We start from the raw sequence: 25,090 nt of genomic DNA, 5'->3' as shown, positions 1-25,090 counted from the left end.
TAGATAAAGATTAATTCATTCATATCTAATAATTTGGAGGTCATACCCTATGAAAAGAATTAAGAAATCAAGAGTATCAACGAAAGTAGCTTCTGCATCTGTACTTGCTTCGTTTATGTTCCTTACTGCATGCGGTGGCGGAGGAGGAGGGGGAAGTGCGGCTAGTAAAGAACAGGACGCCAGCGGTAAAGTAACTTTGAACTTTATTACGCAAAGCTCTCCACTTGCACCAGTTGATCCAAATGAAAAACTGATTAATAAGCGTCTTGAAGAAAAGACGAATGTTCATATTAATTGGAAGAATTTCACGAAAGACGTATTTGTTGAAAAAAGAAACTTGGCTGTGGCAAGCGGTGATCTTCCTGATGCGATTTTTAATGCGGACTATAGCGACTATGAGCTGCTCAAACTTGCTAAAGACGGTGCCATTATTCCGCTGAATGATCTCATCGAGAACAATATGCCCAACTTCAAAAAGGTGCTGGAAGAAGCCCCGGAATACAAGAGTATGATTACGGCACCAGACGGTAATATTTATGCCTTTCCGTGGATCGAAGAGCTGGGCAATGGCAAGGAAAGAATCCAGGCGGTAGACAGTATGCCTTGGATCAATGTGGAATGGCTTGAGAAGCTGGGCCTTGATATGCCTACAACAACAGAAGAATTAAAAGAAGTATTAATTGCATTCAAGACAAAAGATCCAAATGGCAACGGTAAGGCTGACGAAATTCCTCTGTCCTTTATTAACAAGCCTGGAGCAGAAGATCTGGTTTTCCTATTTGCTTCGTTCGGATTGGGTGAGAACCCTGACCATGCGGTTGTGAGCAATGATGGAAAGGTAATATTTACGGCGTCACAAGATGACTACAAAGAAGCCGTTTCTTTTATTAACGAGCTGTATAAAGAAGGACTCATTGATATTGAAGCCTATACACAGGACTGGAGTACTTACCTTGCAAAAGGGAATGATCAGAGATACGGACTTTACTTCTCATGGGATAAAGCCAATATCACTGGAGCAAATGACACTTACGAGGTTATGCCTCCGCTTGCTGGACCAGATGGTGAAGTTAACGTAACAAGAACGAACGCGCTTGGTTTGGGCAGAGGCAAGATGGTTGTTACTAGCGCCAATAAGAACTTAGAAACGACAGCGAAATGGGTTGATCAACTCTACGATCCGATTCAATCTGTACAGAACAACTGGGGAACGTATGGAGACGATAAACAGCAAAATATCTTCGAATTTGATAAAGAAAAAGAAATGCTGAAGCATTTGCCGCTGGAGGGTGCAGCTCCTGTAGAACTACGTGAGAAAACAAGTGTCGGTGGACCATTAGCTATCCTTGATTCCTATTATGGCAAATTCACAACCATGCCGGATGATGCTAAAGGCAGAATGGATATTATCAAGAACATCATGGCGCCAAAAATGAAAGCAGAAAACGTAATGCCGAGTGTATTCCACTCCATTCAAGAGCTTGATCGCCTAACGACAATTGAGACGGATCTTTTTGCCTACGTGCTTAGAATGCGTACTGAATGGTACCAAAATGGTAAAGTTGAAGCGCAGTGGGATGAATACCTGAAAGAATTGGACCGTCTGGGCTTGCAAGAATGGCTTGAAATTAAACAAGGCGGCTATGACAGAGCAAGCAAATAATAAACTATAAATAATATACGGTAAAGACCGTGTTCGGGAGTAAAGGAGAAAACAATAATGTCTACGATTGCGAAACAAAATTACCGCGGAGTGTATCATTTTTCCCCTAAGGAAAAGTGGATGAATGATCCAAACGGAATGGTTTATTTTGAGGATGAATATCATTTGTTTTTTCAGCACCATCCAGGTGGAATGACTATGGGCGCTATGCACTGGGGCCATGCGGTCAGTAAGGATCTTGTTACATGGGAGGAGCTGCCTATCGCTCTTGCTCCAGATGAATTAGGTATGATTTTTTCCGGCAGTGCCGTAGTCGACTGGAACAATACGACTGGATTTTTTGAAGATAAACCAGGTCTAGTAGCAATTTTTACACACCATTTGGATATGCCGGAAGGCAAGCCAGCAATTCAGCGTCAAAGCTTGGCCTATAGTAAAGATAACGGAAGAACCTGGACGAAATATGATGGGAATCCGGTACTTGAACATGATACATTCATTGATTTCCGTGACCCGAAAGTATTTTGGAATAAAGATACTAATAAATGGGTGATGATTGTAGCTTGTGGTCAAACGGTGTGTCTATATCATTCTCCTGATCTGATGAACTGGACATTTGCCAGTGAATTCGGAGAAGGAATCGGTTCTCATGACGGGGTATGGGAATGCCCGGACTTGTTCCCGCTGGCCATTGATGGCGATCCTTCGAACACGAAATGGGTGATGCTAGTGAGCATCGGTGCGGATCCCGCTTTTGTGGAAGGATCAAGAACACAGTATTTTACAGGGGATTTTGATGGAGAAGTGTTCACGCCAGATGAAGATTCGATAAAAGTTCGCTGGCTTGATTATGGAAGAGATAACTATGCAGGTGTAAGCTGGTCCGATATACCGGCTGAGGATGGAAGAAGACTATTTATCGGCTGGATGAGCAACTGGATGTATGCTAACAAGACGCCAGCAGAAGAATTCCGTGGTGCGATGACAATTGCAAGAGAACTTCAGCTCGAATCAAGACAAGGGGGAACTTTTCTTGTGCAGAAGCCGGTACAAGAGTTGGAATCAGCTCGTGTACAAGTCCTTTCTATAAAAAATGCAACGGTGCAAGAAATCAATACTCTTCTTAAAGAGATTCGCTTGGAATCTTATGAGATTATAGCTGAGTTCACTCGGGGTAAATCTGTAGGTTTCAAAGTAAGAATTGGTGCGGATGAACAAACAGTGATCGGTATCAACGGTGACACAGAGGAACTTTATGTAGACCGGAAGGCTTCGGGCCAGCATGATTTCCATGAACATTTCGTAGGACATCATTCAGCCAAACTCGCAGCGCTTGATGAGTCAAATGATCTCCGTATTTATGTGGATCGCTCTTCCGTTGAGGTGTTTAGTAATGGAGGTCAGGCAGTGATTACGGATCTTATATTCCCTGGACTAGAATCTAAAGGTATTGCTGTGTTTGCAGAAAATGAGAATGACTTGCTGATTTCCCTGGATATCTATGAGCTTACTCTCTCTGCTGAGCAAGACAAGAATTAGTCACCGAGAGGAGTCTTGTATATGCGTATAGGAGCGATAGAAGCTGGCGGGACGAAGTTTATATGTGGCATCGGGAATGAAAATGGGATCATTGAAGATCAGATCAGTTTCCCGACAGAACATCCTGAGTTGACGTTGCCCAAAGTTATTCAATATTTTCAAGACAAACCAGTAGAAGCTATCGGAATTGGATCGTTTGGTCCAATCGATATACGCCCAGATAGCCCGACGTATGGTTACGTTACAACAACACCAAAACCAGGTTGGGGAAATTACGATATGCTGGGCACTTTGAAAAGATACTTTTCGGTTCCCTTTGGCTGGGACACGGACGTCAATGCAGCGGCATTTGGTGAAGCCAAATGGGGCGCTGCCCAAGGGTTATCCAGCTGTTTATACTATACAGTTGGCACGGGTGTTGGTGTGGGAGTGTATTCAGAGGGCAAACTTATTCATGGTCTTGTGCATCCTGAAGGGGGTCACGTTCTTACAAGACGCCATCCTGAAGATGAATTCCCAGGGGGATGTCCCTATCATGGGGACTGCCTAGAAGGGATGGCGGCAGGTCCTGCTATTGAAGCAAGGTGGGGGAAGAAGGGACATGAACTTCCTATAGATCACCTTGCATGGGAAATGGAAGCATTTTATATTGCGCAGTCGATTACGGGTGCTATATTGCTTAACTCTCCTCAGAAAATCATTCTGGGTGGTGGTGTTATGCAGCAATCACAATTGTTTCCACTTATTCGGCAGGCCGTGCTTCAGAACCTGAACGGTTATGTTAGCTCAAGTACTATTTTAGAACACATAGATGAGTATATCGTTCCACCAGGTCTAGGCCAACAGGCGGGATTATGTGGTGCTCTGGCTCTTGGACTCACAGCACTGGAAATTCAGATTTCTGCTCAATTGTAAAAGAATATAGAGAGGAGGTCAGTGCAGTAATGAATTGGCCTCCTTCTTGTTTTTCAATATTAATGATAGAAAAGAGGCTGAAGAAGATGAAAAATAAAGGAAAATTAGTTTTGCCCTTTCTCATGGCAACAGGATTTGTTATGACTTCAGCAGGCATTTATGTAGCAAATCCCGGTACTGGGTGGGCTGCGCCCGCTGATCAGGAGGTAAGTAAACAAGCTAAGGAGGGGCTTTCTATTTTTGAAAGCGTAACCAAAACAAACACAAACTTGACAGGTTGGCAAATAAAAGGAAAAGGTAAGTTGGCGGATACTGTTGAAGGGATTTTACTGACTTCTGATCCACAAGAAAATGTAATGGCAATCTCCGAAACGGTATCAGAGGATTTTATCTATGAAGCTGATGTCATGATCAAGGATATGCAAGTGGACGCGACCTTATTGTTCCGTTCTAATGAAGATGGCTGGGGTTCCTACATGCTACAAATTGTTCCGAATGCAGGTATGATCCGCTTACGAGACGCAAGTGATGGTGAAGGGAAATTAAAAGAGGAGCGGAAGGTTACTGTTAAGGCAGGAGAGATCTATCATCTCAAGGTAAAAGCAGAGGGTTCATCACTGAAAGTATATTGGGACAACGAATATAAATCTGTGATTGAGGTTCAGGATCATGCGTATCGTACTGGTAAGCTAGGGCTCAATGTATGGAATGGTTCTGTTTTGTTCCAAAATATTATCGTAAGCGACCTGAAAGGAAATCTGGGTGCTGTGGTTACAAATAAAGGACAATGGCAGCCTAATATCAACGGCAAAAAAGGAATGGCAGTAAACCAGATGAAGTCACAGCAAATTTATAATAAACAAGCTGCTGATTTTGTATATGAAGGAAATATATCTCTTCGTCCTGATTCTGTTGCAGCGCTCGCATTTCGTTCATCGGCTGATGGAACAAAGGGATATGAAGCATCCCTGACAAAGGAAGGAAATCAGGTTCGTGTAAGTTTGACGAAAGCTAACGGAGCAACAATTGCAAGTTCACAGCAAACCTATCCAAGTCAGACCGGAGCAAAACATCATGTAGAGATAAAGGCGAAGGGAAACAGAATTCAGGTCTTCCTAGACGGATACACCCCGGCTGCGATCGATCTAACAGATAAAACCTATACCGATGGATATGCAGGAATCGTCGTTAAACAGGGAACGGCTTACTTCCAGGATACCTATGTGACGGATGCCAGCAGTTATTATAATGAAAAATATCGTCCTCAATACCACTATACGCCAATTCGTGGTTCTGCCAGTGATCCTAACGGACTTGTCTACTTCGATGGAGAATATCATCTATTCCATCAGGACGGAGGCACATGGGCACATTCTGTCAGTAAAGATATGCTGAACTGGAAGCGCCTTCCGATTGCGCTGCCGTGGAATGATCATGGGCATGTCTGGTCTGGATCAGCTGTGGCAGATTTGACGAATGCATCAGGTTTGTTCGGGGATTCAGGAGGCAAGGGGCTGATTGCCTACTACACTTCCTATAATCCCGATGGCCCGAATGGGAATCAGCGTATCGGTCTTGCATACAGCAAGGACCAAGGTCGTACTTGGGAATATTCCAAGACGCGTCCTATGGTTATCGGAAATCCAGGCGATAATGGAGGGGAGCCCGGAGGTTGGAATTTCCGTGATCCGAAAGTGATTCGTGATAACGACAATAACAGATGGGTAATGGTTGTATCCGGTGGAGATCATATTCGTTTCTTTACTTCAACAAATCTACTTGATTGGACCCTAACAGATAGCTGGGGATACGGGGAATATGTTCGCGGCGGTGTATGGGAATGTCCGGATTTGCTTCAGCTTTCGGTAGACGGAACATCACAGAAAAAATGGGTTCTGATGATTAGTACAGGAGCGAATTCAAAAACAGGCGGATCAGATGCTGAATATTTTGTGGGTCATTTAACAGCGGAAGGTAAATTCGTTAATGATAATCCGGCAGGGAAAGTTTTGCGAACAGATTTTGGAAAAGAATTCTACGCTTCAATGTCTTTTTCGAACATGCCAGATCATCGCAGCGTAATGATGGCGTGGATGACAAACTGGGACTATCCGTTTGCTTTTCCAACAACCCATTGGAAAGGCGTACTGTCAATCCCAAGAGAAGTCTCATTAGTAACGACAAAAGATGGGATTCAGCTCGCTCAAAGTCCGATCAAGGAGTTGGAATCGCTGCGTAATCAGCTGTATTCTACTGCTAACAAAGAGGTGAGTCCTTCTTCTCAGAATCTATTGAAAGGGGTTACCTCTGGTGCATACGAAATTGAAGCTGAAGTAGAAATTCCAGCAGGTAGTCAGGTTAGTGAATTTGGCTTTAACGTTCGTGTAGGGGGAAGTCAGCAAACGGTTGTTGGATATAAACCTAGTGAGGGTCGGATTTTCGTGGATCGGTCTGCATCTGGTTTGACGGATTTTTCGAATCTATTTAGTACAAGACATGAAGCGGCAATGCAAACGGAGAACAAGCGAGTTAAGCTGCGTATCCTTGTAGATGAGTCTTCTGTTGAGGTTTTTGGCAACAACGGTAAAGTTGTTTTCTCTGACGTCATTTTTCCGGATCCAGCCAGCAGAGCTTTGAGTTTTTACACCAAAGGAGGCAACGTAAAAGTCGTATCTCTGAAGGTGAATCAGTTAGGCTCTGTATGGAATCAGGAGACGGGCTCAGCTACCAAGATAATGATGGATACAAGTGATCGCGAACTGAGCAAGGGGCAAAGCGACATACTTTTGGCGATGGTAGAGAATGGTACCGGTAATGGGGCACAGCCGCTTAAATGGAATTCCAGTAACAAGGATGTAGTTGAACTAAACGTGGTGGATAAATCCCAGGCAACCCTTGTAGCTAAAAAAGAAGGCGAGTCTATCATTACCGTCTCTACTCCAAATGGGAAGACATCAGCTAGCTTATTAGTTAAGGTATCTGGGGGTGAATTTCATACGAACTTAAGTGGGTGGACTAAAGATCTATCTGCAGCCTCCTGGGTCATTGGTGAAAATGGGATTCGTGGAAATTACTTGAGTGACGCGAATTATATCGCAGAGAAGCAGGCAGGAGATTTTACTTATGAAGCAGATATGATGTTAGGGAAATCCGGAGGAGCAGGCTCTATGTTGTTCCGTGCCAGCGAAGATGGACGCAGCGGATACTACTTAAATCTGGATCCGAATATGAAGTCCATCCGTCTGTTTTATAAAATCGACGGCCGTATTGAAGAGCGTCAGATTCTAGCAAAAGTTCCGACGTTCATTCAGCCGGGTCAAACCTACAAAGTGAAAATCGAAGCGAAGGGCCCGCATATCGTGGTTTATGTGGATGGGCAGAAAGTGATCGACCTCCAGGACGGCACATTTGCCGAAGGCCGCTTTGGACTACATGTATTTGGCGGAAATGCTTCATATCAAAACGTTAACGTGAGCGGAGCAACACCTGCCAATTTAACCACTTCCAGTCTAGTAAATGCAGAACTACAGAAATCCCTTTATACAGCAAATCTCGCAAATGGTGAAGCTGTTACACTGAAGGATGCGAATGATTCTACGGATCAGAAGTGGGTATTCGTGCCGACGGGGGACGATGCAGGTTCTTATTCTATTCGTACAACAGCCGGTCAGGCGCTTGATCTAGACACAGGGCAAAATAAAATCCAGTTATACCCTTATCTCGGATATAACAATCAGCGTTGGATTTTTCACAAAAATGATGATGGTACCGTAAGTATTATTTCTGCTCATCATAAGAAAGCGCTGGAAGTATCAGCGGATGGGTCGACACTGTCCCTAAGCGAGCTTGATCCTACTCTTGATCGACAAAAATGGGTAATTACCAATTAACCTGAGGATGATAGAAGCAATGGAAGAGGGGAATAGCGTGTCTAAAAAGCAACTTGTCTGCGGATGAGTTGCTTTTTGTTTTGGCTGCATTTTATGTATTGACGGATATTGGAAATGTAAGTAGAATGTAAATTAGTTAAAACCTTAAAACTTTTGTAAAGAATTTTGGTGTTCTTGATAGAGGCAAAGCTGACATTCAGTGTGCAATTTTCAATCAGAACATAGAAATATCACGAAAGGTAAGGTTTTTTTATTTACCTAAAAAGTTTAATCGTTTAAACTTTCGGGTGACGGAGGTATGGAAGCTAAGATGAATATACATGATGTAGCCAAAAAGTCGGGACTCTCTGTAGTGACCGTATCCAGGGTGCTTAACAATTTACCCTCTGTACGGGAAGCTAATAGACAGAAAGTGCTGAAAGCTATGGAGGAATTGAATTATCAGCCCAATTCAGCAGCGCGGAGTCTTGTGAGGGGCAAAACGGGAGTCATCGGGATGTCGATTACCAACTTTAACGACTCTTTCTATGACCGGGTTATTCGCGTGGTGAACCGGAAGCTGGCAGCGCAAGGGTATTTTTTAGCCCTATCGATCGCCGAGAATGAGGATGAGGGCGACAATTTCCTGTTTCAGAAGGATCGCGTTGACGGAATTATCCTGTTGTCCCCACTTGAAGAAAAGGCATATGTAGAGGAACTGAAAAGAAAAAATATTCCGTTTGTATTGCTGGATAACCAGTTTCAGCATGAGGATGTGCCTAGCGTCGTGGTCGATAACTATCAAGGCGGGTATGAGGCTACAAAGCACTTGATCGATCTTGGGCACACTCAAATTGCCTATATTGGCGGCCCTTCGGTATTTCTAAGTGTAGCGGAGCGTAAGCGAGGTTATGTCCAAGCGCTCGAGGATGCCGGGTTAACGCCATTCGGAACGGAATACTGCAGCTTTACAGTAAGCGGCGGCTATGAGGTGGCCAAGAGATGGATCCGCGAAGATAAGCTGCCGACAGCTTTTTTTTCCGGGGATGACTTTATTGCTCTTGGAATGGTTCAGGCTCTCCGGGAAGAGGGAATTCGAGTACCCCACGATATCTCAATTGTTGGATTTGATGATCAGCAGTTCGTAGGTGAATTTTACCCGCGGTTAACGACGGTCAGACAACCTGAGGCACAAATGGGCAATATAGGCGTTGATTTACTACTAAAAATGATCAATGGGGAGGTGATGCCGCCCGCTGTAACGAAGCTCGCTCCGCAGCTACTCATTCGTGAATCCACCGCATCTGTTAGATTACCTTGAATTTTAGGAGTGAAATCATCCGTGAAGTATTTTTTGGGAGTTGATGCAGGAGGCAGTAAAACCCACGCAATGATTGCAGATGAACAAGGGAAGGTCATCGGAGTTGGCAAGGGTGGGATCGGAAATCATCAAATAAACCGTGAGCAGGCGGTGAACAGTTTGCAGCAGGCCCTATCGGAAGCAATTATGGCGTCAGGGCTGACCAAGGATCAGCTGGATTACTCCTGGTTCGGCTTAGCGGGAGCGGACAGAGAGGCTGATTTCCGGATTTTGCGACCGGTCATCAGCAGCTTTGATCTTCCCCAAACTGAGATTTCCTGCGATACCTGGATTGCCTTGCGGTCAGGTACAGAGAAGAACTATGGGATCGTACTGATTTGCGGATCGGGCGTGAACTGTAGTGGTAAAAATCCGTTGGGTGCTACATACCAATGTGGTGGATTCGGCTACCGGTTCGGGGATTATGGCGGTGGCTATGATTTAAGTATTGAGGTATTCCGTAGCGTCCTTCGGGCGGATGAGGGAAGAGAGAGGGAGACGGTCCTAACCGAACGCTTAACGCAATTGTTGGGCTATTCCAATGTTTCAGAGTTAAGAGAGGATTACCTGGATCATTTCAGAGACCTGCCTCCCCATATTGCTGAACTATTATTTCAAGCGGCAGAGGAAGGGGACCAGGTTGCCACCGAGCTGCTGGTCAAGCAAGGGGATGAGCTGGGTTTGGCCGCGGTATCGGCCATCCGTCGCTTGGGCATGGAGGAGGACTTCTTCGACATCGTACTTGCAGGCAGCCTGCTGACAAAGGGAGACCGCTCAGGCATCATCCGGCGGGCCATTGAGAGAAGAGTGAAGTTGTCGGCTCCGAATGGCACTTTAAGGATTTTGACCCGGGAGCCGGTTGTAGGATCGGTCGTTCTGGCTATGGAAAGCAGCGGTATGCGTGTAGATCAGAAGGTTCTAGATAATCTATCACAGGGGAAAGTACCGAACACAATAGGCTAGTTTTTATAAGACCAAAATGAAAAAGATGAAGGAAGGGTCTATCATGGAGGAAACATTGAAGCTGGTTGTCATCGGAGCGGGATCATCGTATACGCCTGAGCTTATTGAAGGCATCGTCCTGCATCACCAAGAGCTTCCCATCCGCGAAGTATGGCTGGTGGATATTGAGGAGGGAAGGGAGAAGCTGCATACGATTGCAGAACTGAGCAAACGCATGATCGCTGAGTCCGGACTGCCGATTACCGTGGTCCAGACGTTTGAACGCAGGGAAGCCATTGCCGGAGCGGACTTTGTATGCACGCAAATCCGGGTAGGCATGCTGGAAGCGCGCAAATGGGACGAATTAATTCCGCTTCAATACAATGTCATCGGCCAGGAGACGACAGGTCCCGGAGGGATGATGAAAGGCCTACGGACCATCCCGGTCATTCTGGATATTTGCAAAGACATTGAGGAGCTGGCTCCGGATGCCTGGTTGCTGAATTTTACGAATCCGGCTGGTATGGTGACTGAAGCTGTTCACAAATACTCATCGGTAAAAAGCGTAGGATTGTGCAACTCACCGATCGGTTTTCAAAAGTGGCTCTCCGAGTTCTTCGGACTTCCTATGGAGAAGATCTACGCGGAGTTTGTCGGCATCAACCATCTGCACTGGGTATCCGATATCGTGATTGACGGTAAAAGCAAGCTGCAGGAGCTCATTGATTACCCGCAGAGCTACAAGGCGAGCAATGTGCCGTTTGATTCCTGGGACTACCGGTTTCTGAATGCTTTGAAAGCGATTCCCTCTTATTACCTGAGCTATTACTATATGACGGACGCGATGCTTGCGGAACAGAAGGAAGCAGCAGCAACGAATGGATCGCGCGCTGAGGTAGTGAAGAAGGTGGAGGAAGAGCTGTTTGAACTGTACCGGAACGTAGAGCTGAAGGAAAAGCCCGAGCAGTTGGAACAGCGCGGCGGAGCCTACTACTCGGAGGCGGCAGTGCTGCTGATGCGCTCCATTTATAATGATTCCCGCGATATCCAGACGTTGAATGTAAGGAATAACGGAATTATTGACTTCTTGCCGGACGATGCCTCCATTGAGGTGAATTGTATGGTCACCAAGCAAGGTCCGCTGCCGATTCCGCTGCGCATAATTCCTCAGCCCGTAAAAGGCTTGCTGGCTGCAGTCAAACAATACGAGAGCCTCACCATCGAAGCGGCTGTGCACGGAGACCGGGATATAGCCCTGCAGGCTATGGTTCATCATCCGCTCGTGCCTTCGGTCACCGTAGCTGAACAACTGCTGGATGAAATGCTGGAGAAGAACAAATCGTTGTTGCCGTTGTTTCACTAGAATCGTCCAGAGGAGGAAAAGCGGATGAACACGGCCGAGAAACCGCGTAGATGGAAGAAATTTATCAGTCAATTGGATTTGCAGTCCATGGTTTGGCCGGGAATTATCTTTGTATTCATTTTTAGCTACATTCCGATGTATGGCGTGGTTATGGCATTCCAGCAATACGATATTTTTGGCGGCATTATGAAGAGTCCCTGGGTTGGATTTATGCATTTCAGAATGTTCTTCGAGGCGCCGGAGTTCTGGAATGTGATGCGAAATACCCTTGTGATCAGCTTGCTTAAATTGATTATCTCTTTTCCTGCCCCGATTCTTCTTGCGCTGATGCTGAATGAAATAGGGAATATGGGCTTTAAACGCATTATCCAGACCGTCAGTTATTTACCTTATTTCCTGTCCTGGGTTATAGTATCCGGTTTTGTATTTTCGCTGTTATCCGTTGACAACGGGACGGTGAACTATGTGCTGGAGCGATTCAATCTGGTAGGGGAACCAGTTAACTTCCTGGCGTTACCCAAATACTTCTGGTCGATTCTAGTAAGCGTAAATGTGTGGAAAGAGGTCGGATTCGGGAGCATTGTCTACCTGGCCGCGATTGCAGGCATTGATCCAACCCTATATGAGGCCGCTTCTATAGATGGAGCAAGCCGGTTTAAGCAAATTCACTTGATTACACTCCCCAGCATTACCCCCATTATCATCATCTTTATGATTCTTGCCATCGGCAGTCTGCTCAGTGCGGGCTTCGAGGACATTTTGCTGCTGGCAACCAATCCAATTCTGCGACCCTACTCCGATGTTATCGACACCTATGTGTACCGTGTTGGGATTTTAAATGCCAGATTCTCTTATGCGACAGCGGTAGGGCTATTCAAGGCGGTGATCAGTGTCATTCTGCTAGTGACGGCCAACAAAATCGCTCGCCGGGCAGATGTTAGTCTCTGGTAGTACTACTACTCATAGCGAATGCTTCCGATGCTCCATAAACCTTTTAGGAGGGGTGAACAATGAGACTAAGCCTAGGCGACAAAATCATGCAGCGGAGTATGTATATCCTTTTGACGCTGCTGGCGTTACTCATGCTATACCCGTTTTGGAATGCGCTGGTCATTTCCTTTAATCTAGGGAGCGATACGGCGCTCGGTGGTGTAACCTTGTTACCGAGAGCTTTTACTCTGGAAAATTATTATATTGTGTTTCAGGATCAACGCCTGCTGAATTCTTTTCTGATCACCATTCTTAGAACGTTATGCGGCACGGCATTGTCTGTCTTTTTCACGGCACTGTTAGCCTACGGAATGTCCAAGAAGACATTGCTATTTCGAAAACAATATATGGTGTTCTTCATGATTACGATGTTCTTCAGTGGAGGGCTCATCCCTAGTTATTTACTAGTTCGCTCTTTGGGTATGCTGGACACCTTTTGGGTGCTGATTATCCCCGGCATCATAAGTGTCTGGAACATGATTGTCATCCGCACCTTCTTCCACGCTCTGCCGGAGGGGTTGGAGGAATCGGCCAAAATCGACGGCAGCAGCAACTACGGCATTTTTTTCCGAATCGTCATTCCCGTCTCCGGTCCGGTGCTGGCCACGATTGCCTTATTCACCGCAGTAGGTTACTGGAACGACTGGTTTACGGGAGCGATCTATATTACAAAGGATCATTTGCTTCCTATACAGACCCTTCTGCGCCAGATTATGAACTCCAACATCATGACCCAAATAGGCTCATCGAATGCTATCGCGCTGGATCATATGAACCGAAATCGGACGATTACCACGAAGTCACTGACTATGGCTACGATGATGATCGCTACCATTCCAATTATCCTGACGTATCCTTTTCTCCAAAAGTACTTTGTTAAGGGCGTAATGATCGGTTCGATGAAAGAATAGCAGTCTCCATATTATGTAGAAAGAAGGGAAAAGATGCGCAATCGTATGAAATGGGTATCTCTTTTGCTGACTTCACTGGTGCTTCTTCTCGCTGCCTGTAGCGGAGGAGGAAATTCTAACACTTCACCAAACACAAGCGAGAAAAATCTGAATACTGAGGCCGCCACAGATGACGGCAGCGGGATCAAGCCCGTCACCTTCAGCTTCTATGGAAACTATGACTGGCTTACGACATCACCATGGGGGGATAATGAGGCGACAAAATGGATTCAGGAGAACCGTAAGGTTACTGTTGAACCCATACAATCCGGAGGAGCGGCCGGAGAAAAGCTCAACACGATGATCGTCGGCGGTGATTTACCGGATGTCATTTTTACTGACCGGGGATCCTCAGTGGAACGGCTGGTGCAGGCAGGACAACTCGTTGCGCTGGATGATTACTATGAGAAGTATCCGAACTTCAAGAAATATGTGAAGGAATCCACCCTGAATTTGCTCCGTTCAGAAGACGGGAAAATCTATCAAATCCCGAACTGGTATACATCCGGGCAATTCGGCAACGGCGGATGGATGGTGAATAAAGATATTTATAACGAACTCGGCAGACCGGCGCTTGAGACCTTCGATGATTTGTATCAATATTTGCTTAAGGTGCAAGAAAAGTATCCGGATGTAGTACCTCTGGAGGTTGGGGAGAAGGGGGCAGGTCTGGAAATTATGTATGGTGGTTTTAAGGAGAACTCCACCAGTAAGTTCATTTCACTCATGGGATATCCGGATGGCGACAAGCTGTCATCTATCTTGGACGATCCCGCTTACGAGGAGATGGTGCTGTATATTAATAAGCTGTATCGTGAACGGCTGATTACGCAGGATGCTCTGCAGCAAACCCAGGATGCGGTCAAAGAAAAGGTCAATACCAACCGGGTAGCAGTCATGGTCGAATCCAATATCACTACGTATGGAGCCGAGGGACACCGGGCACTGACAGCGAATAATCCGGACAGCGGTTATGAGATTATATGGCCGATTCATAAAGCCGGTCTAGACAAAACACAAGTGTTTGTAAGCGGCTTTGAGACGCTGGGTTGGAACGTTAATGTCATTACGAAAAAGGCCAAGAATCCAGAGGCCATCTTCGCTTATTTTGACTGGATTACGGGTCCGGAGGGACAGAAGGTGCTTTTCTTCGGTCCTAAAGGCTTGTACTGGGATGAAGAGGATGCGGACGGAGCGCCAATCCCGAACGAGAAATACAAGACGACTCCTGCTAACGAGCGCACGGAAACGATGCGGAAATTCGAGGACTTTAACTGGGCGGGAAATACAACCTTTATTGATACGGCGAAAATGAGCCTCGAGGCGCTGCTTTCCGCGAACCAGAAATCCTGGGAGACCGTGGCGCAGTCCACGGTGACCTGGAAAACCGCGTTGGATATCACGGAGTTTGTAAATACCGATCCGATTCCGGATACGGAAATCGGCATCATCGCACAGAATATCGGGGATATTTATACCCTTGCTTACGCCCAGATGGTTCAGGCGAAGTCGGATGAAGCGGTGCTGTCGGCGCTGGAGACAGCTAAAAAGAACACCGAAAAAGCGGGGCTGGCTAAGCTGCTTGAATTCAGAACCGAAAAATGGCAGGAAAATGTTAAGAAAATCAACGCGACGAAATAAGACTATTTATAAAATCTTATACTAGTGGAGGCGAGATTATGGCATTTGCGTTGAGTTCGAGGTTCATAGCACTGTTAAGCATCGTGTTGGTTTCTTCGATAGCCGGTGGTTCCGTTCCTGTTATGGCCGAGGAGAGTAACCCCCCTTTCGAAACGGAAGTTATTGTACGGACCGTAAACCAGTTTAAGAACATGACGGATGTCCAGAATTTCATCGCGCTGTCTACAAGCTATGGCGTCGATGTTATTAGCATGAACGTGAAGCAGGATGAAGATGATGAGGTTCCGTCTGGAAGTGTATTTTATCAGAGTGATATCGCACCAATTGCCCAAGGCTACCAGAATTTCGACGCCCTGCAGGCTGTCATTACGGCAGCCCATGCTGCAGGAATCAAGGTTCATGCCTGGATTCCGCAGTTCCATGATCAGCAGGCCTTCCTGGAGCACGATGAATGGCAGATGCAGGCGCTGGTTGACGGGGTTCAGACTCCGTTTACAGGTTCTAACGGCAACGAATACTTCGTCAATCCGATTCACCATGAAGTGCAGCAGTATGAGCGTTCCATTATTCAGGAAGTGATCGAGAATTATGATGTGGATGGCGTTGTGCTGGATTGGATCCGCTTCGACAATTACAACATGGACGTCAGTGATTATACGGTTGCGAAGTATCAGGCGCAGTTCGGGTATTCACCGCTCAGCATTGACTTCGAGACAGATTCGCCTCAGCGTGAGCAGTGGAATGAATGGAGGACCGATCAAATCGGACAGTATGTGGGCGATATCCGTCAGGATATCACCCAGTCCTCGAAGCCGGATGTGCAGCTCGGTGTGTATATTTTGCCGCCAGAATTCATTGAAGTTGGGCAGAATGTAGCGAAATTCAAGGATGATATCGACTTTGTTGCACCAATGGCGTACTTTGATGACTGGGAGTTCAACAGTGATTGGGTATACAGCACTTCCTACGGCATCCTGAAGGATACGAGCGACCGGATTAACGGCAGTGACGTGGAAATTGTTGCGACGCTGGATAATGACTGGACAGATGATCAATATCAGGAGATTTACAAGGGAATCCGCGAGAATTATCCAGGTGTGAAGCGTCTGTCGTTCTTTGCTTACGGGGCCTGGCCAGAAGATGAGCTGGCCAATATCAAAGAACGTGAAACCTGGCCTACGCCAGGCTGGACGCCTCCGGTAGAACAAGACTATCCGGCTCAATTACCAACAGGATGGAAGGCGCGGAATATCGGTTCCATGCCGGGGAACGTTACCTACAATTCTTCCAATAAGCAATTTACACTCAGCAGCAGCTCTACGGATATTTGGGGAAATGGAGATCAACTGAATTATATATACCAATCCGTGCGAGGCAATGCGGAGATTATTGTTAAAGTGCAGTCCACTAGCCGATTGGACGGCTGGGCCAAGGCCGGCATTATGATTCGGGAGTCGCTGGGTCATAATTCGAAGCATGCAGATATGATGCTTACCCCCGAAAATGGGGCAACCTTCCAGTATCGTGCAGAGACTGCCGGCAATATGGTTGATCAGACTGCGGCTGCCTCGGCTCCAAGATGGCTAAAGCTGACCCGAAGTGGAAATACCTTCAAAGGGGCTATTTCGAGTAACGGGAATAACTGGCAAACGGTCGGAACTGTTCAGATTCCGATGAACCGCAAGGTGTATATTGGCATAGCACTTAGCAATCCCGGGGATGACTCGAGGAATAAGGCTGTGTTTGGAAATGTGAAGATTACGGATTAAGCTTAATACAAGGGCACCGGTTCTTCTTTATCCGGGGGAGTTTTCGTTTATCAGGTTAACCAGAAATATCTGGTTAACCTTTTTTATTTCGGTATAAGGTGATGGTGGGGGATATATCCAATTGAAATCTGAAATGAATTTAAAGCTGCTAAATCCGGTGGTATATTTAATGCAGCTAATTCTATAATATAGCTAATTCTATAATGCAGTTTAGCTTATTAATAATAGTCTTTGAGAATAACTTATACAGAATAGGAGAGATACGATGAGCGAGCGTATACCCTGCCAAACCTCAGGCTGCAAGGGAAGCATACTTCCTGCAACTGCTTTAAAGACAGGTGGAATCTGCATGCCCTGTCATCAGAGGAAGCTTGCGCTGGAGGAAAAGGCTTATATTGAACAAAATCGAAAAGACATTGATTTGTACGCAGGTGTGAATGATCCGGTTGAAATTCTTAAAATCATGCACAAACCGCGGAGATTGAGCCCGCTTGAACACGTAATTCCCTATCACAAAACCGCGCAAGAGTTATATCGTCAACTGACTGAAAGCGAAAGGGAGCGATTGGAAACCTACGCCATTGAATTGATGGAAGAAGATGATTTTGACCAGGCTGAAACCATTTTACTGTCGCTTATATGTTTTTCAAGTGCTTCCATTGAACGGGGGCTGGAGGCTTTTTTTCTTAACGGGAAGTATTATCCCGGCATTCTCTATAAAGAAGCGGGTCAGGAGATCCGTGATAAGATCATTCATCAGTTAGAGCATGACTCGGAAAACCGTAATCATTTGCTGCTTGCAATGGCCTGGATTGGTGATGAAGAGGTTGTTCGGCAGTTCGAGACATGGCGGCAGCATCCGCCTCGATGGACATCGGAGTTAAATGTGTCTCCGGAAACCTATGCTCACGAAGCAGGATGGGAATTAGATCCCGACGGTGGGAAAAGGCTGCTTTTTTACCCCGAGAGTTATCATTTTGAAGTAAACAGGGACGGAAAAAATGGGATGGATCGGGATCATACGGCGGTAGTGGCGCTGCAGGAGGGTGAGCATTCCTGCCCTTGGTGTGGCGGTAAGTTGACAGTGCTGTTTGATTACAATTTGCAGAATCCACTGGTTCAATTTATGAAGCTTTCCGGCCAGCGGTTAAGGATTGCAGCTTGCATGCATTGTAATTGTTATGGCACCGTGTTTATGAAAGCGGAGCTGGATGGCCAATATTCGTGGAGTGAATATAATACCGTTCCTGATTTTTTGCCTGCAAATGAAGACAGGGAAGAAATAGCATGGCATGCCATGCAGCTATCGGAACGGCAGATGGGAACCTATGAAAATTCATATTGGATGCTTGAGGCGCCTGCGTCGCAGATTGGAGGACATCCGGCTTGGATTCAGGATGCGGAATATCCTGTGTGCCCTTGCTGTTCGACGACGATGAAGTTTATTGCCCAAATGGACATGGAACAGGCCGAGGACAGCGAGGGGATTTATTATGCATTTTTGTGTGAGGGTTGCCTGCAGGTAGCTGTGAATTACCAGCAGACGTAAATCAACTTATTTCTGGTTAGCGTAGATTGGAACTTCAGACTTAAAAGAGAAAAATGCTGCCTTAGACAACTAAGGACGGCATTTTTTTATTTTGTATAAACATGATGATCAAAGTACCTTGACTGTCACAGTAGTATGATATACAATGCGATTATGAGGTGATGAAATGAGTGAGAACAAAATCACATCCGATCTGCTGCGAGGACATACCGATACGATGGTATTACGGCTCTTGTCCGAAGCCGATCGTTATGGATATGAAATCGTCAAATTAATTGCTGAGCGTTCCGGAGGCGAATATGAATTAAAAGAAGCTACGATGTACTCCAGCGTCCGGCGGCTTGAGGCAGACGGTGACATTGAATGGTATTGGGGGGATGAGTCTCAGGGGGGACGACGGAAGTATTTTCGGATTACCGAGAAGGGGAAAGCTGTTTACGCCAATAACAAGACTAATTGGGAGTACGCAAAGCGTGTGCTTGAAAACTTATTATAAGGAGACTTGATAATATGAATGAGAAATTAAACATGTATTTAAATGGCGTATTCGCACCCTATGACGGGATAAAAAGCGTTGCTGAATTAAAGAGTGACCTCCTTTCCGATTTGCAGGAGCGGTTCAGTGAACTCAAGGCTGAAGGCAAGGATGATGAAACGGCGTTTAAGATGACGATAGACAGCATCGGCGACATTGAACAGACGGTGCAGGAGGTTGCCAATCTCTCCCGTTCACTTGAGCGGCAGGTGGTGACGAGCTTTAGGGCGAGCAACTTATCGAAGAGCGATTTTGCAGGCGTTACCGCCCATAAAGGGGATTTTAAAGTGAGCGCGTTGCGGGGTTCGGATTTTACAGGCGCTGACTTGACTGGCAGTTCTTTCGCGGGCAGTGACGTAGGCGAGGCCAAGTTCGACAGCGCTAATCTGACCGACTGCAATCTGTCCGGCATTGAACTGGCAAATGCGAGCTTTCACAAATCTATTCTTGTTCGCACCAACTTTAGCTCATCAGGACTTACAGGGGCGAAATTTATCAGTGCAAGACTGACCGACGTCAAGCTGTGTACGACTGATCTTACGAAAACAATCTTTGAGAGCTGTATCTTTGACGGTGTGGAATTTAAAACCTCAGATCTGCGGGGATTATGTTTTGACGACCAGACCTTTATCGGGGTCAAGTTTGAAAAGTCGGCGCTGAACGATATTTCGTTTAGAGGTGCGACGTTAAAAAATGTGTCATTCCTCTCCGGGTTTTCGTTATCCAAGAAGTTTTATCGTGCAATTAAAACGATCAACTTTGACGGTGCAATGATGGATAAGTTGACCTTCGCTGCGCTCAAAGGCATGGAAGCTGATTTGACAAAGGTTACAGTCCTATAAGCCTGAGCTTCCGAAGTGAGTTTTGCGGGGGAAATTCCATGAAGATATGTTAACAAAACCTTAGGGAGGGAATGCAATGAACAAGTCCATTAAAGTGGTTGGGTTGGAAAAGTCCTACAGACAGCTTCAAGTTTTAAAGGGGGTGGATTTTGAAGTGGAGCAGGGCAGCGTTTTTGCCCTGCTTGGCTCCAATGGCGCAGGCAAGACCACCATTGTCAAAATCCTCACCACTTTGCTAAATCAAGATGGTGGGACTGCTGCAGTGAACGGATTCGATGTCGCCACAAAGCCTGATTATGTACGCCAGTCCATCAGCCTGACGGGTCAATTTGCCGCCGTGGATGAGATTCTGACCGGCCGGGAAAATCTGATCATGATTGCGAGGCTCCGCCATGAGAAGCATCCGCGTCAAGTTGCGGACGATCTGCTGGAACGCTTCACTTTGACCGATGCCGCGGATCGCAAGGTATCCACTTATTCAGGCGGGATGCGCCGGAGATTAGATCTCGCGATGAGCCTTGTTGGAAAACCGCAGATTATTTTCCTCGACGAACCAACCACTGGACTTGATCCTGAGGCAAGGATTGATGTATGGAAGATGGTTAAGGAGCTTACCGACGGCGGTACGACTGTCTTTTTGACGACGCAGTATTTGGAAGAAGCAGAGCAGCTTGCTGATCAAATCGCCATTCTACATGAAGGTAAAATTATTGCGAGCGGTACACTCGAAGAACTAAAAAAGCGTTTCCCGCCCGCAAAAGTTGAGTACATTGAAAAGCAGCCGACGCTGGAGGAAATATTCCTCGCAATCATCGGCAAAAAGGAGGGGAAGTAAATGGAAATGATTAAGAAGCACTTTTTCAGTGACATGAGTGTAATGCTTGGACGCTCTATGCGCCATATTCTCCGCAGTATGGATACCATCATCACGGTAACTATCATGCCAATTGCATTTATGCTGTTGTTTGTTTACGTGTTCGGTGGGGCCATCCAGGCGGGTACGGATAACTATGTGAATTATTTGTTGCCCGGGATCATACTGATCGCTATTGCAAGTGGTGTAACTTATACGGCTTACCGCCTGTTTAACGATGTGCAAAAAGGGATTTTTCAGAGATTCCATTCTATGCCGATTGCACGTTCTACCATGCTGTGGGGACATGTGCTGACCTCCCTGATATCCAATGCGATTTCAGTTAGCGTCATCATTCTTGTTGCATTGATTATGGGGTTTCGTTCATCGGCAGGAGTGCTCTCATGGCTGGCGGTTGCTGGCATCCTCATATTGTTTACGCTGGCTCTAACTTGGGTCGCGGCAATTGCTGGACTATCCGCAAAATCGGTGGACGGCGCGACTGCTTTTTCCTATCCGATTATTTTCCTTCCTTTCATCAGCTCGGCCTTTGTGCCTACCGAATCGATGCCGCCAGTCGTTCGCGCCTTTGCTGAAAACCAGCCCGTTACATCTATAGTAGAGGCGGTTCGCTCCCTCCTGATGGGGCAGCCTGTCGGCAATGATATTTGGGGAGCCATCATATGGTGCATAGCCATTCTAGTAGTTGCTTATTTAATAGCAATGCGGGTATACAAACACAAAGTAGTTTAATTTCCAGATAACATTACAGGGTTTAGAAGCGACTTGTCTGCGGATGGGTTGCTTTTTTTCATCTCTCTACGTATCACTAAGCTGAATCCCATTTTCTTTCACAAACTTCTCCAGAACCTTGAAATCCTCAGTAACCTTTTTAAAAGGTAAAGCTTCCAGTACCTGATCCCGGTAATCCTTTTTGGCGGCAATGGACAGGCGGGAATCAAGTATGCTGAGCACACCAAGGTCAGTTTCACTGCGGATCAGGCGCCCGGTTCCTTGTCTTAACCGAAGCAGCATGTCCGGTACAAAAACCTCCTTCAAGGGATTCTTTGCCATCGAAGTCTTATATTCATAGACAGGATCGGCAGGAACAGGGAAAGGCAGACGGAAAATGATTAACTGCGACAAATCGGAACCCTCGATATTCACACCTTCCCAGAATACACCGGTACTAAGTAGAACGCCTTTACTGCCCCGAAAGTCAGCGATCACCCCGTCCTGGGACGAGCCTTCCCTTTGAACATGTAATGCCCATGCAAGCTTCTCAGAGTTTAACTTCTTATGAATATACTTCATATCCTCTTTAGCTGAAAAAAGAACTAATGTCCGCCCGTCTGTTAAATTACAGAGCCTCATCATTTCCTTGTATGCCGCTTCAAGATAATCTTCCCGCCGCCGATGGTTATAGTAGGGGATGTCCTTGGCAATATACAGCATGGTGTGGTTGTCATAATCAAACGGTGAAGCTTGGCGCTCCATATAATCTCCCCTGTAACCGAGGGACTCAGTGAGATAAGCGTATTGTTCCTCCAGCGTTTCTCCGCTTTGACACATGGTTGCTGACGTTAAAATAACTGAGGTTTTCCCGTTAAATAAGGTATATTTCAGAAACTGGCTTATCCCTTTAGGGCAGATACTAAGGGTACTCTCCCGCTGGGTATTACTTGCCCAGATCAGATAGTTATCCTCTACTCCGGCGAGTACATCAAAGAGGTCGATAAGTCCGTTCATGGCTTCAAAAATATTGTCAATCTCCCGTTCATGCCGTGAAGTTAAGACGGAAAGGCTGAGATTAAAATCTTTTAAAACCTGTGCCGCTCGTCTTAAGGGGATTCCTGTGATCTGCGATATTTTTATACGGTCATTGTCCTGCTTGGCTGTTTGCAGTAAGTCTGCCTCTACTTGTTTAAAAATATGGCCAACGCATCTTTTTATAAATTTAAATTGCGGCATAAGCTCCGTATCGGCAGATTGCTTGAAGAGAATCTGTAAGGCGTCATCCAGAATACGGCAGGTTCCCCGGTAAGTAAATTCGAGCGTTCTTGCATCTCTAACCTTTGCTTCCAGATTATGCGCTTCATCAATTACGATCAGAGCCGGCCGTTCGGTGATTAACCCCTTCGTTCCTTCCTTTTTCTTGATTAAATCACGGATGAGCAGATCCTGGTTTACGATAATAAAATCCATGTCGCTCGCGTTGGCATTAATTTTAGCTCTCATCTCATAAAACGTACATGTACTTTTATAATGGCAACGTTCAAATTTGCAATCATTCACACAAACGTTAGACCATACAGCATCACTAACCCCGCCCTTAATATCTGCCCGCTCATCAATTTCATAATTCACAATCTGTTGAGAAAGCGCAGACAGAGGAGTGTTTGAATCATCCGCTTGGAACAGATCTGCTGCCCTATACCGGCAAGCATACTGCCCCATGCCTTTTCCAACTACCGAACGTACCCTTGTAAATCCGAGACGACTTCCGATGAATCTCAGATCTTTATGTATTTGTTCTGAAAGTTGTATGGAGGATGTCGCAATAATAACCGGTTGCCTTGAGATTTGGTTAATAAGCAGGCTGGGAATGAGGTAGGCAAAGGACTTGCCGATACCGACTCCAGCTTCAATCATCGCGTTACGACCATTTATATAGGCATCAGCGATATCTAGAGACATATCCTGCTGGCCGATCCGCTCTTTAAGTCCAATCCTGGGGAATTTATCATACATTCGAAAGATAGCATTGACTAAAGAGGGCTCGATGTCCTTCTTTAGCTCCTGCTTCTGTAATTTATAGAGATCACTTAACCAGCTAATGACGACCGCCCCTTTTCAAAATCAATGATCTTCCTAATTATAGTTTTTTTGGTGAGGTTGTAATTATCTTCGATGCTACTCTAACAGTCAAGTGTCAGAATATAATATAGTGATTAAAACAAAGTGAATTACTGTGTTTTTGAAGCAGGAAAATATACACATATCTTGAATACAAACTACAAAGAAGGAGGATGAAAATGTCATACAAAGAAAATGAATTGCGTTCGTCATTAACCTTAGCAGTTCCAATCATTTTAAACAGGCATTATCATTCTATGACTATGAAAAACATCGAATTCTCCTGGTTTGTAGAGGCGCATAAGGAATTGTTAGATTCATCATTCAGTACGATATTAATGAGTATGGTAGAAGCCTTGTTTTTTGATTCTTTTGGTTACGATCAATACTTAAACCTGCTAGAAAAAGAGGGGGCTGAGCAAGGGGTTTATACTGCAGAAATATTCGGTGATCATTTTGATATCTTACTTGATATGAGCAAGGATTTAAATTTAACCGCTCAGAATATTATGTTTAAGATCATTGAAGAGTTTGTAGATGATTCCGCGATCCGATTGTTTTTTTATAATCGTTTAATGGAATGCAACTGGACCCGTTTTACTGGCTTTGCACAAGGTTATTTGTCTAATAAAAATCAACAGATTGACAATTTACATGAACAAAAAATTGCTGTTATGGGACAAATGGCAGCAGGAATGGCGCATGAAATAAGAAATCCGCTAGCTTCGATTAAAGGTTTTGCTCAGCTTGTAAATATCAGGCTAAATGAGCCGGAGATCAAAGCGGATGAATTGCGTGCATATCTGGATATAACCATCAAAGAGATTGATGCTCTGAATGGATTAGTAACGGACTTTCTAATACTGGCTCGAAAAGGTGACAGTACAAAAAATAACGGCGTAGTATTTAACGTTATGGAGGTTATACATAGAGTTAATAACATTGTGAATCAACTCATACTTAGTGATGATATTATACTTTCAGTAGAGTGCTCTTTAGAAAAAGTACTGACGTTTGGGAGCGCCTCTCAGCTAGAGCAGGTAATTCTTAATATTTTGAAAAATAGTATCGATTCCTTCACAGCTTTTAGAGGCAGAATAGATATTTCTGTTACCACAGCTGCTGAGACAAACGAAATTATTCTACTCTTTAAAGACAATGGAGAAGGAATTCCACAGGATAAATTAAAACGGATATTTGACCCTTTCTTTACTACCAAGCAAAAAGGGACAGGGATTGGATTATCGATTTGTAAACAACTAATCGAAATGTATGGGGGGCATATTATGGTAGATTCAGAGGTTCAGGTTGGAACTAGCGTGAGGGTTATTTTGCCTTGGGTTTATGATTATCATATTTGAGATGCTGCTGCATCTAATGAATGAAGGAGCGACTTGCCAATAGGGAAGTTGCTTTTTTTGTTATAGTTCTACAAAAAATCAGGATGTGCGTAA

At 45.4% G+C, this 25,090-nt stretch carries 18 protein-coding genes; 17 read left to right on the top strand and 1 reads right to left on the bottom strand.

The window, feature by feature from the left end; genetic code table 11:
* The first annotated feature begins 49 nt into the window (after positions 1-49).
* The 16 genes from MHH49_RS02815 (at position 50) to MHH49_RS02740 (ending at position 21,533) form a co-directional block, all read left to right on the top strand.
* The gene (locus MHH49_RS02815; RefSeq protein ID WP_341137865.1) at positions 50-1,663 is read left to right on the top strand and encodes an ABC transporter substrate-binding protein; all 1,614 of its coding nucleotides are present in this window, start codon (positions 50-52) and stop codon (positions 1,661-1,663) included.
* A gap of 57 nt (positions 1,664-1,720) precedes the next feature.
* Complete coding sequence (locus MHH49_RS02810) at positions 1,721-3,202, top strand: glycoside hydrolase family 32 protein (RefSeq protein ID WP_036675815.1); 1,482 nt, start codon at positions 1,721-1,723, stop codon at positions 3,200-3,202.
* A gap of 21 nt (positions 3,203-3,223) precedes the next feature.
* The gene (locus MHH49_RS02805) at positions 3,224-4,117 is read left to right on the top strand and encodes an ROK family protein (protein ID WP_036675814.1); all 894 of its coding nucleotides are present in this window, start codon (positions 3,224-3,226) and stop codon (positions 4,115-4,117) included.
* Positions 4,118-4,203: 86 nt separating this feature from the next.
* A complete protein-coding gene (locus tag MHH49_RS02800; RefSeq protein WP_051490875.1) occupies positions 4,204-8,007 on the top strand; it encodes a GH32 C-terminal domain-containing protein in 3,804 nt (1,267 codons plus the stop codon).
* Between the two features lie 298 nt (positions 8,008-8,305).
* Positions 8,306-9,307, top strand: coding sequence for a LacI family DNA-binding transcriptional regulator (locus MHH49_RS02795; protein ID WP_036675812.1), 1,002 nt, complete (start codon positions 8,306-8,308; stop codon positions 9,305-9,307).
* A 21-nt stretch (positions 9,308-9,328) separates the two neighbouring features.
* A complete protein-coding gene (locus MHH49_RS02790) occupies positions 9,329-10,309 on the top strand; it encodes an N-acetylglucosamine kinase (protein ID WP_076144472.1) in 981 nt (326 codons plus the stop codon).
* A 43-nt stretch (positions 10,310-10,352) separates the two neighbouring features.
* A complete protein-coding gene (locus MHH49_RS02785; protein WP_341137864.1) occupies positions 10,353-11,651 on the top strand; it encodes a 6-phospho-beta-glucosidase in 1,299 nt (432 codons plus the stop codon).
* 24 nt (positions 11,652-11,675) lie between these two features.
* Positions 11,676-12,602, top strand: coding sequence for an ABC transporter permease (locus MHH49_RS02780; RefSeq protein WP_036675807.1), 927 nt, complete (start codon positions 11,676-11,678; stop codon positions 12,600-12,602).
* Between the two features lie 59 nt (positions 12,603-12,661).
* A complete protein-coding gene (locus MHH49_RS02775; protein ID WP_036675805.1) occupies positions 12,662-13,552 on the top strand; it encodes a carbohydrate ABC transporter permease in 891 nt (296 codons plus the stop codon).
* 33 nt (positions 13,553-13,585) lie between these two features.
* Entirely contained in the window at positions 13,586-15,232 is a 1,647-nt protein-coding gene (locus tag MHH49_RS02770; protein WP_076144476.1) for an extracellular solute-binding protein, read from the top strand.
* 38 nt (positions 15,233-15,270) lie between these two features.
* A complete protein-coding gene (locus MHH49_RS02765; RefSeq protein ID WP_076297800.1) occupies positions 15,271-17,001 on the top strand; it encodes a family 10 glycosylhydrolase in 1,731 nt (576 codons plus the stop codon).
* A gap of 265 nt (positions 17,002-17,266) precedes the next feature.
* Positions 17,267-18,550 carry a DUF1963 domain-containing protein gene (locus tag MHH49_RS02760; RefSeq protein WP_341137863.1) on the top strand — a complete coding sequence of 428 codons (1,284 nt, stop codon included), beginning with the start codon at positions 17,267-17,269 and terminating at the stop codon, positions 18,548-18,550.
* A 166-nt stretch (positions 18,551-18,716) separates the two neighbouring features.
* Positions 18,717-19,046: a PadR family transcriptional regulator gene (locus MHH49_RS02755; RefSeq protein WP_036675798.1), complete on the top strand. Its 330-nt coding sequence runs from the start codon at positions 18,717-18,719 to the stop codon at positions 19,044-19,046.
* Between the two features lie 14 nt (positions 19,047-19,060).
* Positions 19,061-19,927 carry a pentapeptide repeat-containing protein gene (locus MHH49_RS02750; protein ID WP_076098896.1) on the top strand — a complete coding sequence of 289 codons (867 nt, stop codon included), beginning with the start codon at positions 19,061-19,063 and terminating at the stop codon, positions 19,925-19,927.
* 76 nt (positions 19,928-20,003) lie between these two features.
* On the top strand, positions 20,004-20,762 hold the full coding sequence (locus MHH49_RS02745) for an ABC transporter ATP-binding protein (RefSeq protein ID WP_076098895.1): 759 nt from the start codon (positions 20,004-20,006) through the stop codon (positions 20,760-20,762).
* Positions 20,763-21,533: an ABC transporter permease gene (locus MHH49_RS02740; protein WP_036675795.1), complete on the top strand. Its 771-nt coding sequence runs from the start codon at positions 20,763-20,765 to the stop codon at positions 21,531-21,533.
* 66 nt (positions 21,534-21,599) lie between these two features.
* Here MHH49_RS02740 and MHH49_RS02735 read toward each other — a convergent pair whose 3' ends face one another.
* Entirely contained in the window at positions 21,600-23,531 is a 1,932-nt protein-coding gene (locus MHH49_RS02735; RefSeq protein WP_341137862.1) for an ATP-dependent DNA helicase, read from the bottom strand.
* A gap of 284 nt (positions 23,532-23,815) precedes the next feature.
* Between MHH49_RS02735 and MHH49_RS02730 the strand changes: the two genes are divergently transcribed.
* Positions 23,816-24,997: a sensor histidine kinase gene (locus MHH49_RS02730; protein WP_076179004.1), complete on the top strand. Its 1,182-nt coding sequence runs from the start codon at positions 23,816-23,818 to the stop codon at positions 24,995-24,997.
* Positions 24,998-25,090: the final 93 nt, after the last annotated feature.

The sequence above is a fragment of the Paenibacillus sp. FSL F4-0122 genome, from assembly GCF_038002845.1.
GTDB classification, from domain to species: domain Bacteria; phylum Bacillota; class Bacilli; order Paenibacillales; family Paenibacillaceae; genus Paenibacillus_AQ; species Paenibacillus_AQ odorifer.
The sequence above is the reverse complement of the archived record's forward strand: the minus strand, read 5'-3'. Positions and strand labels throughout refer to the sequence as shown.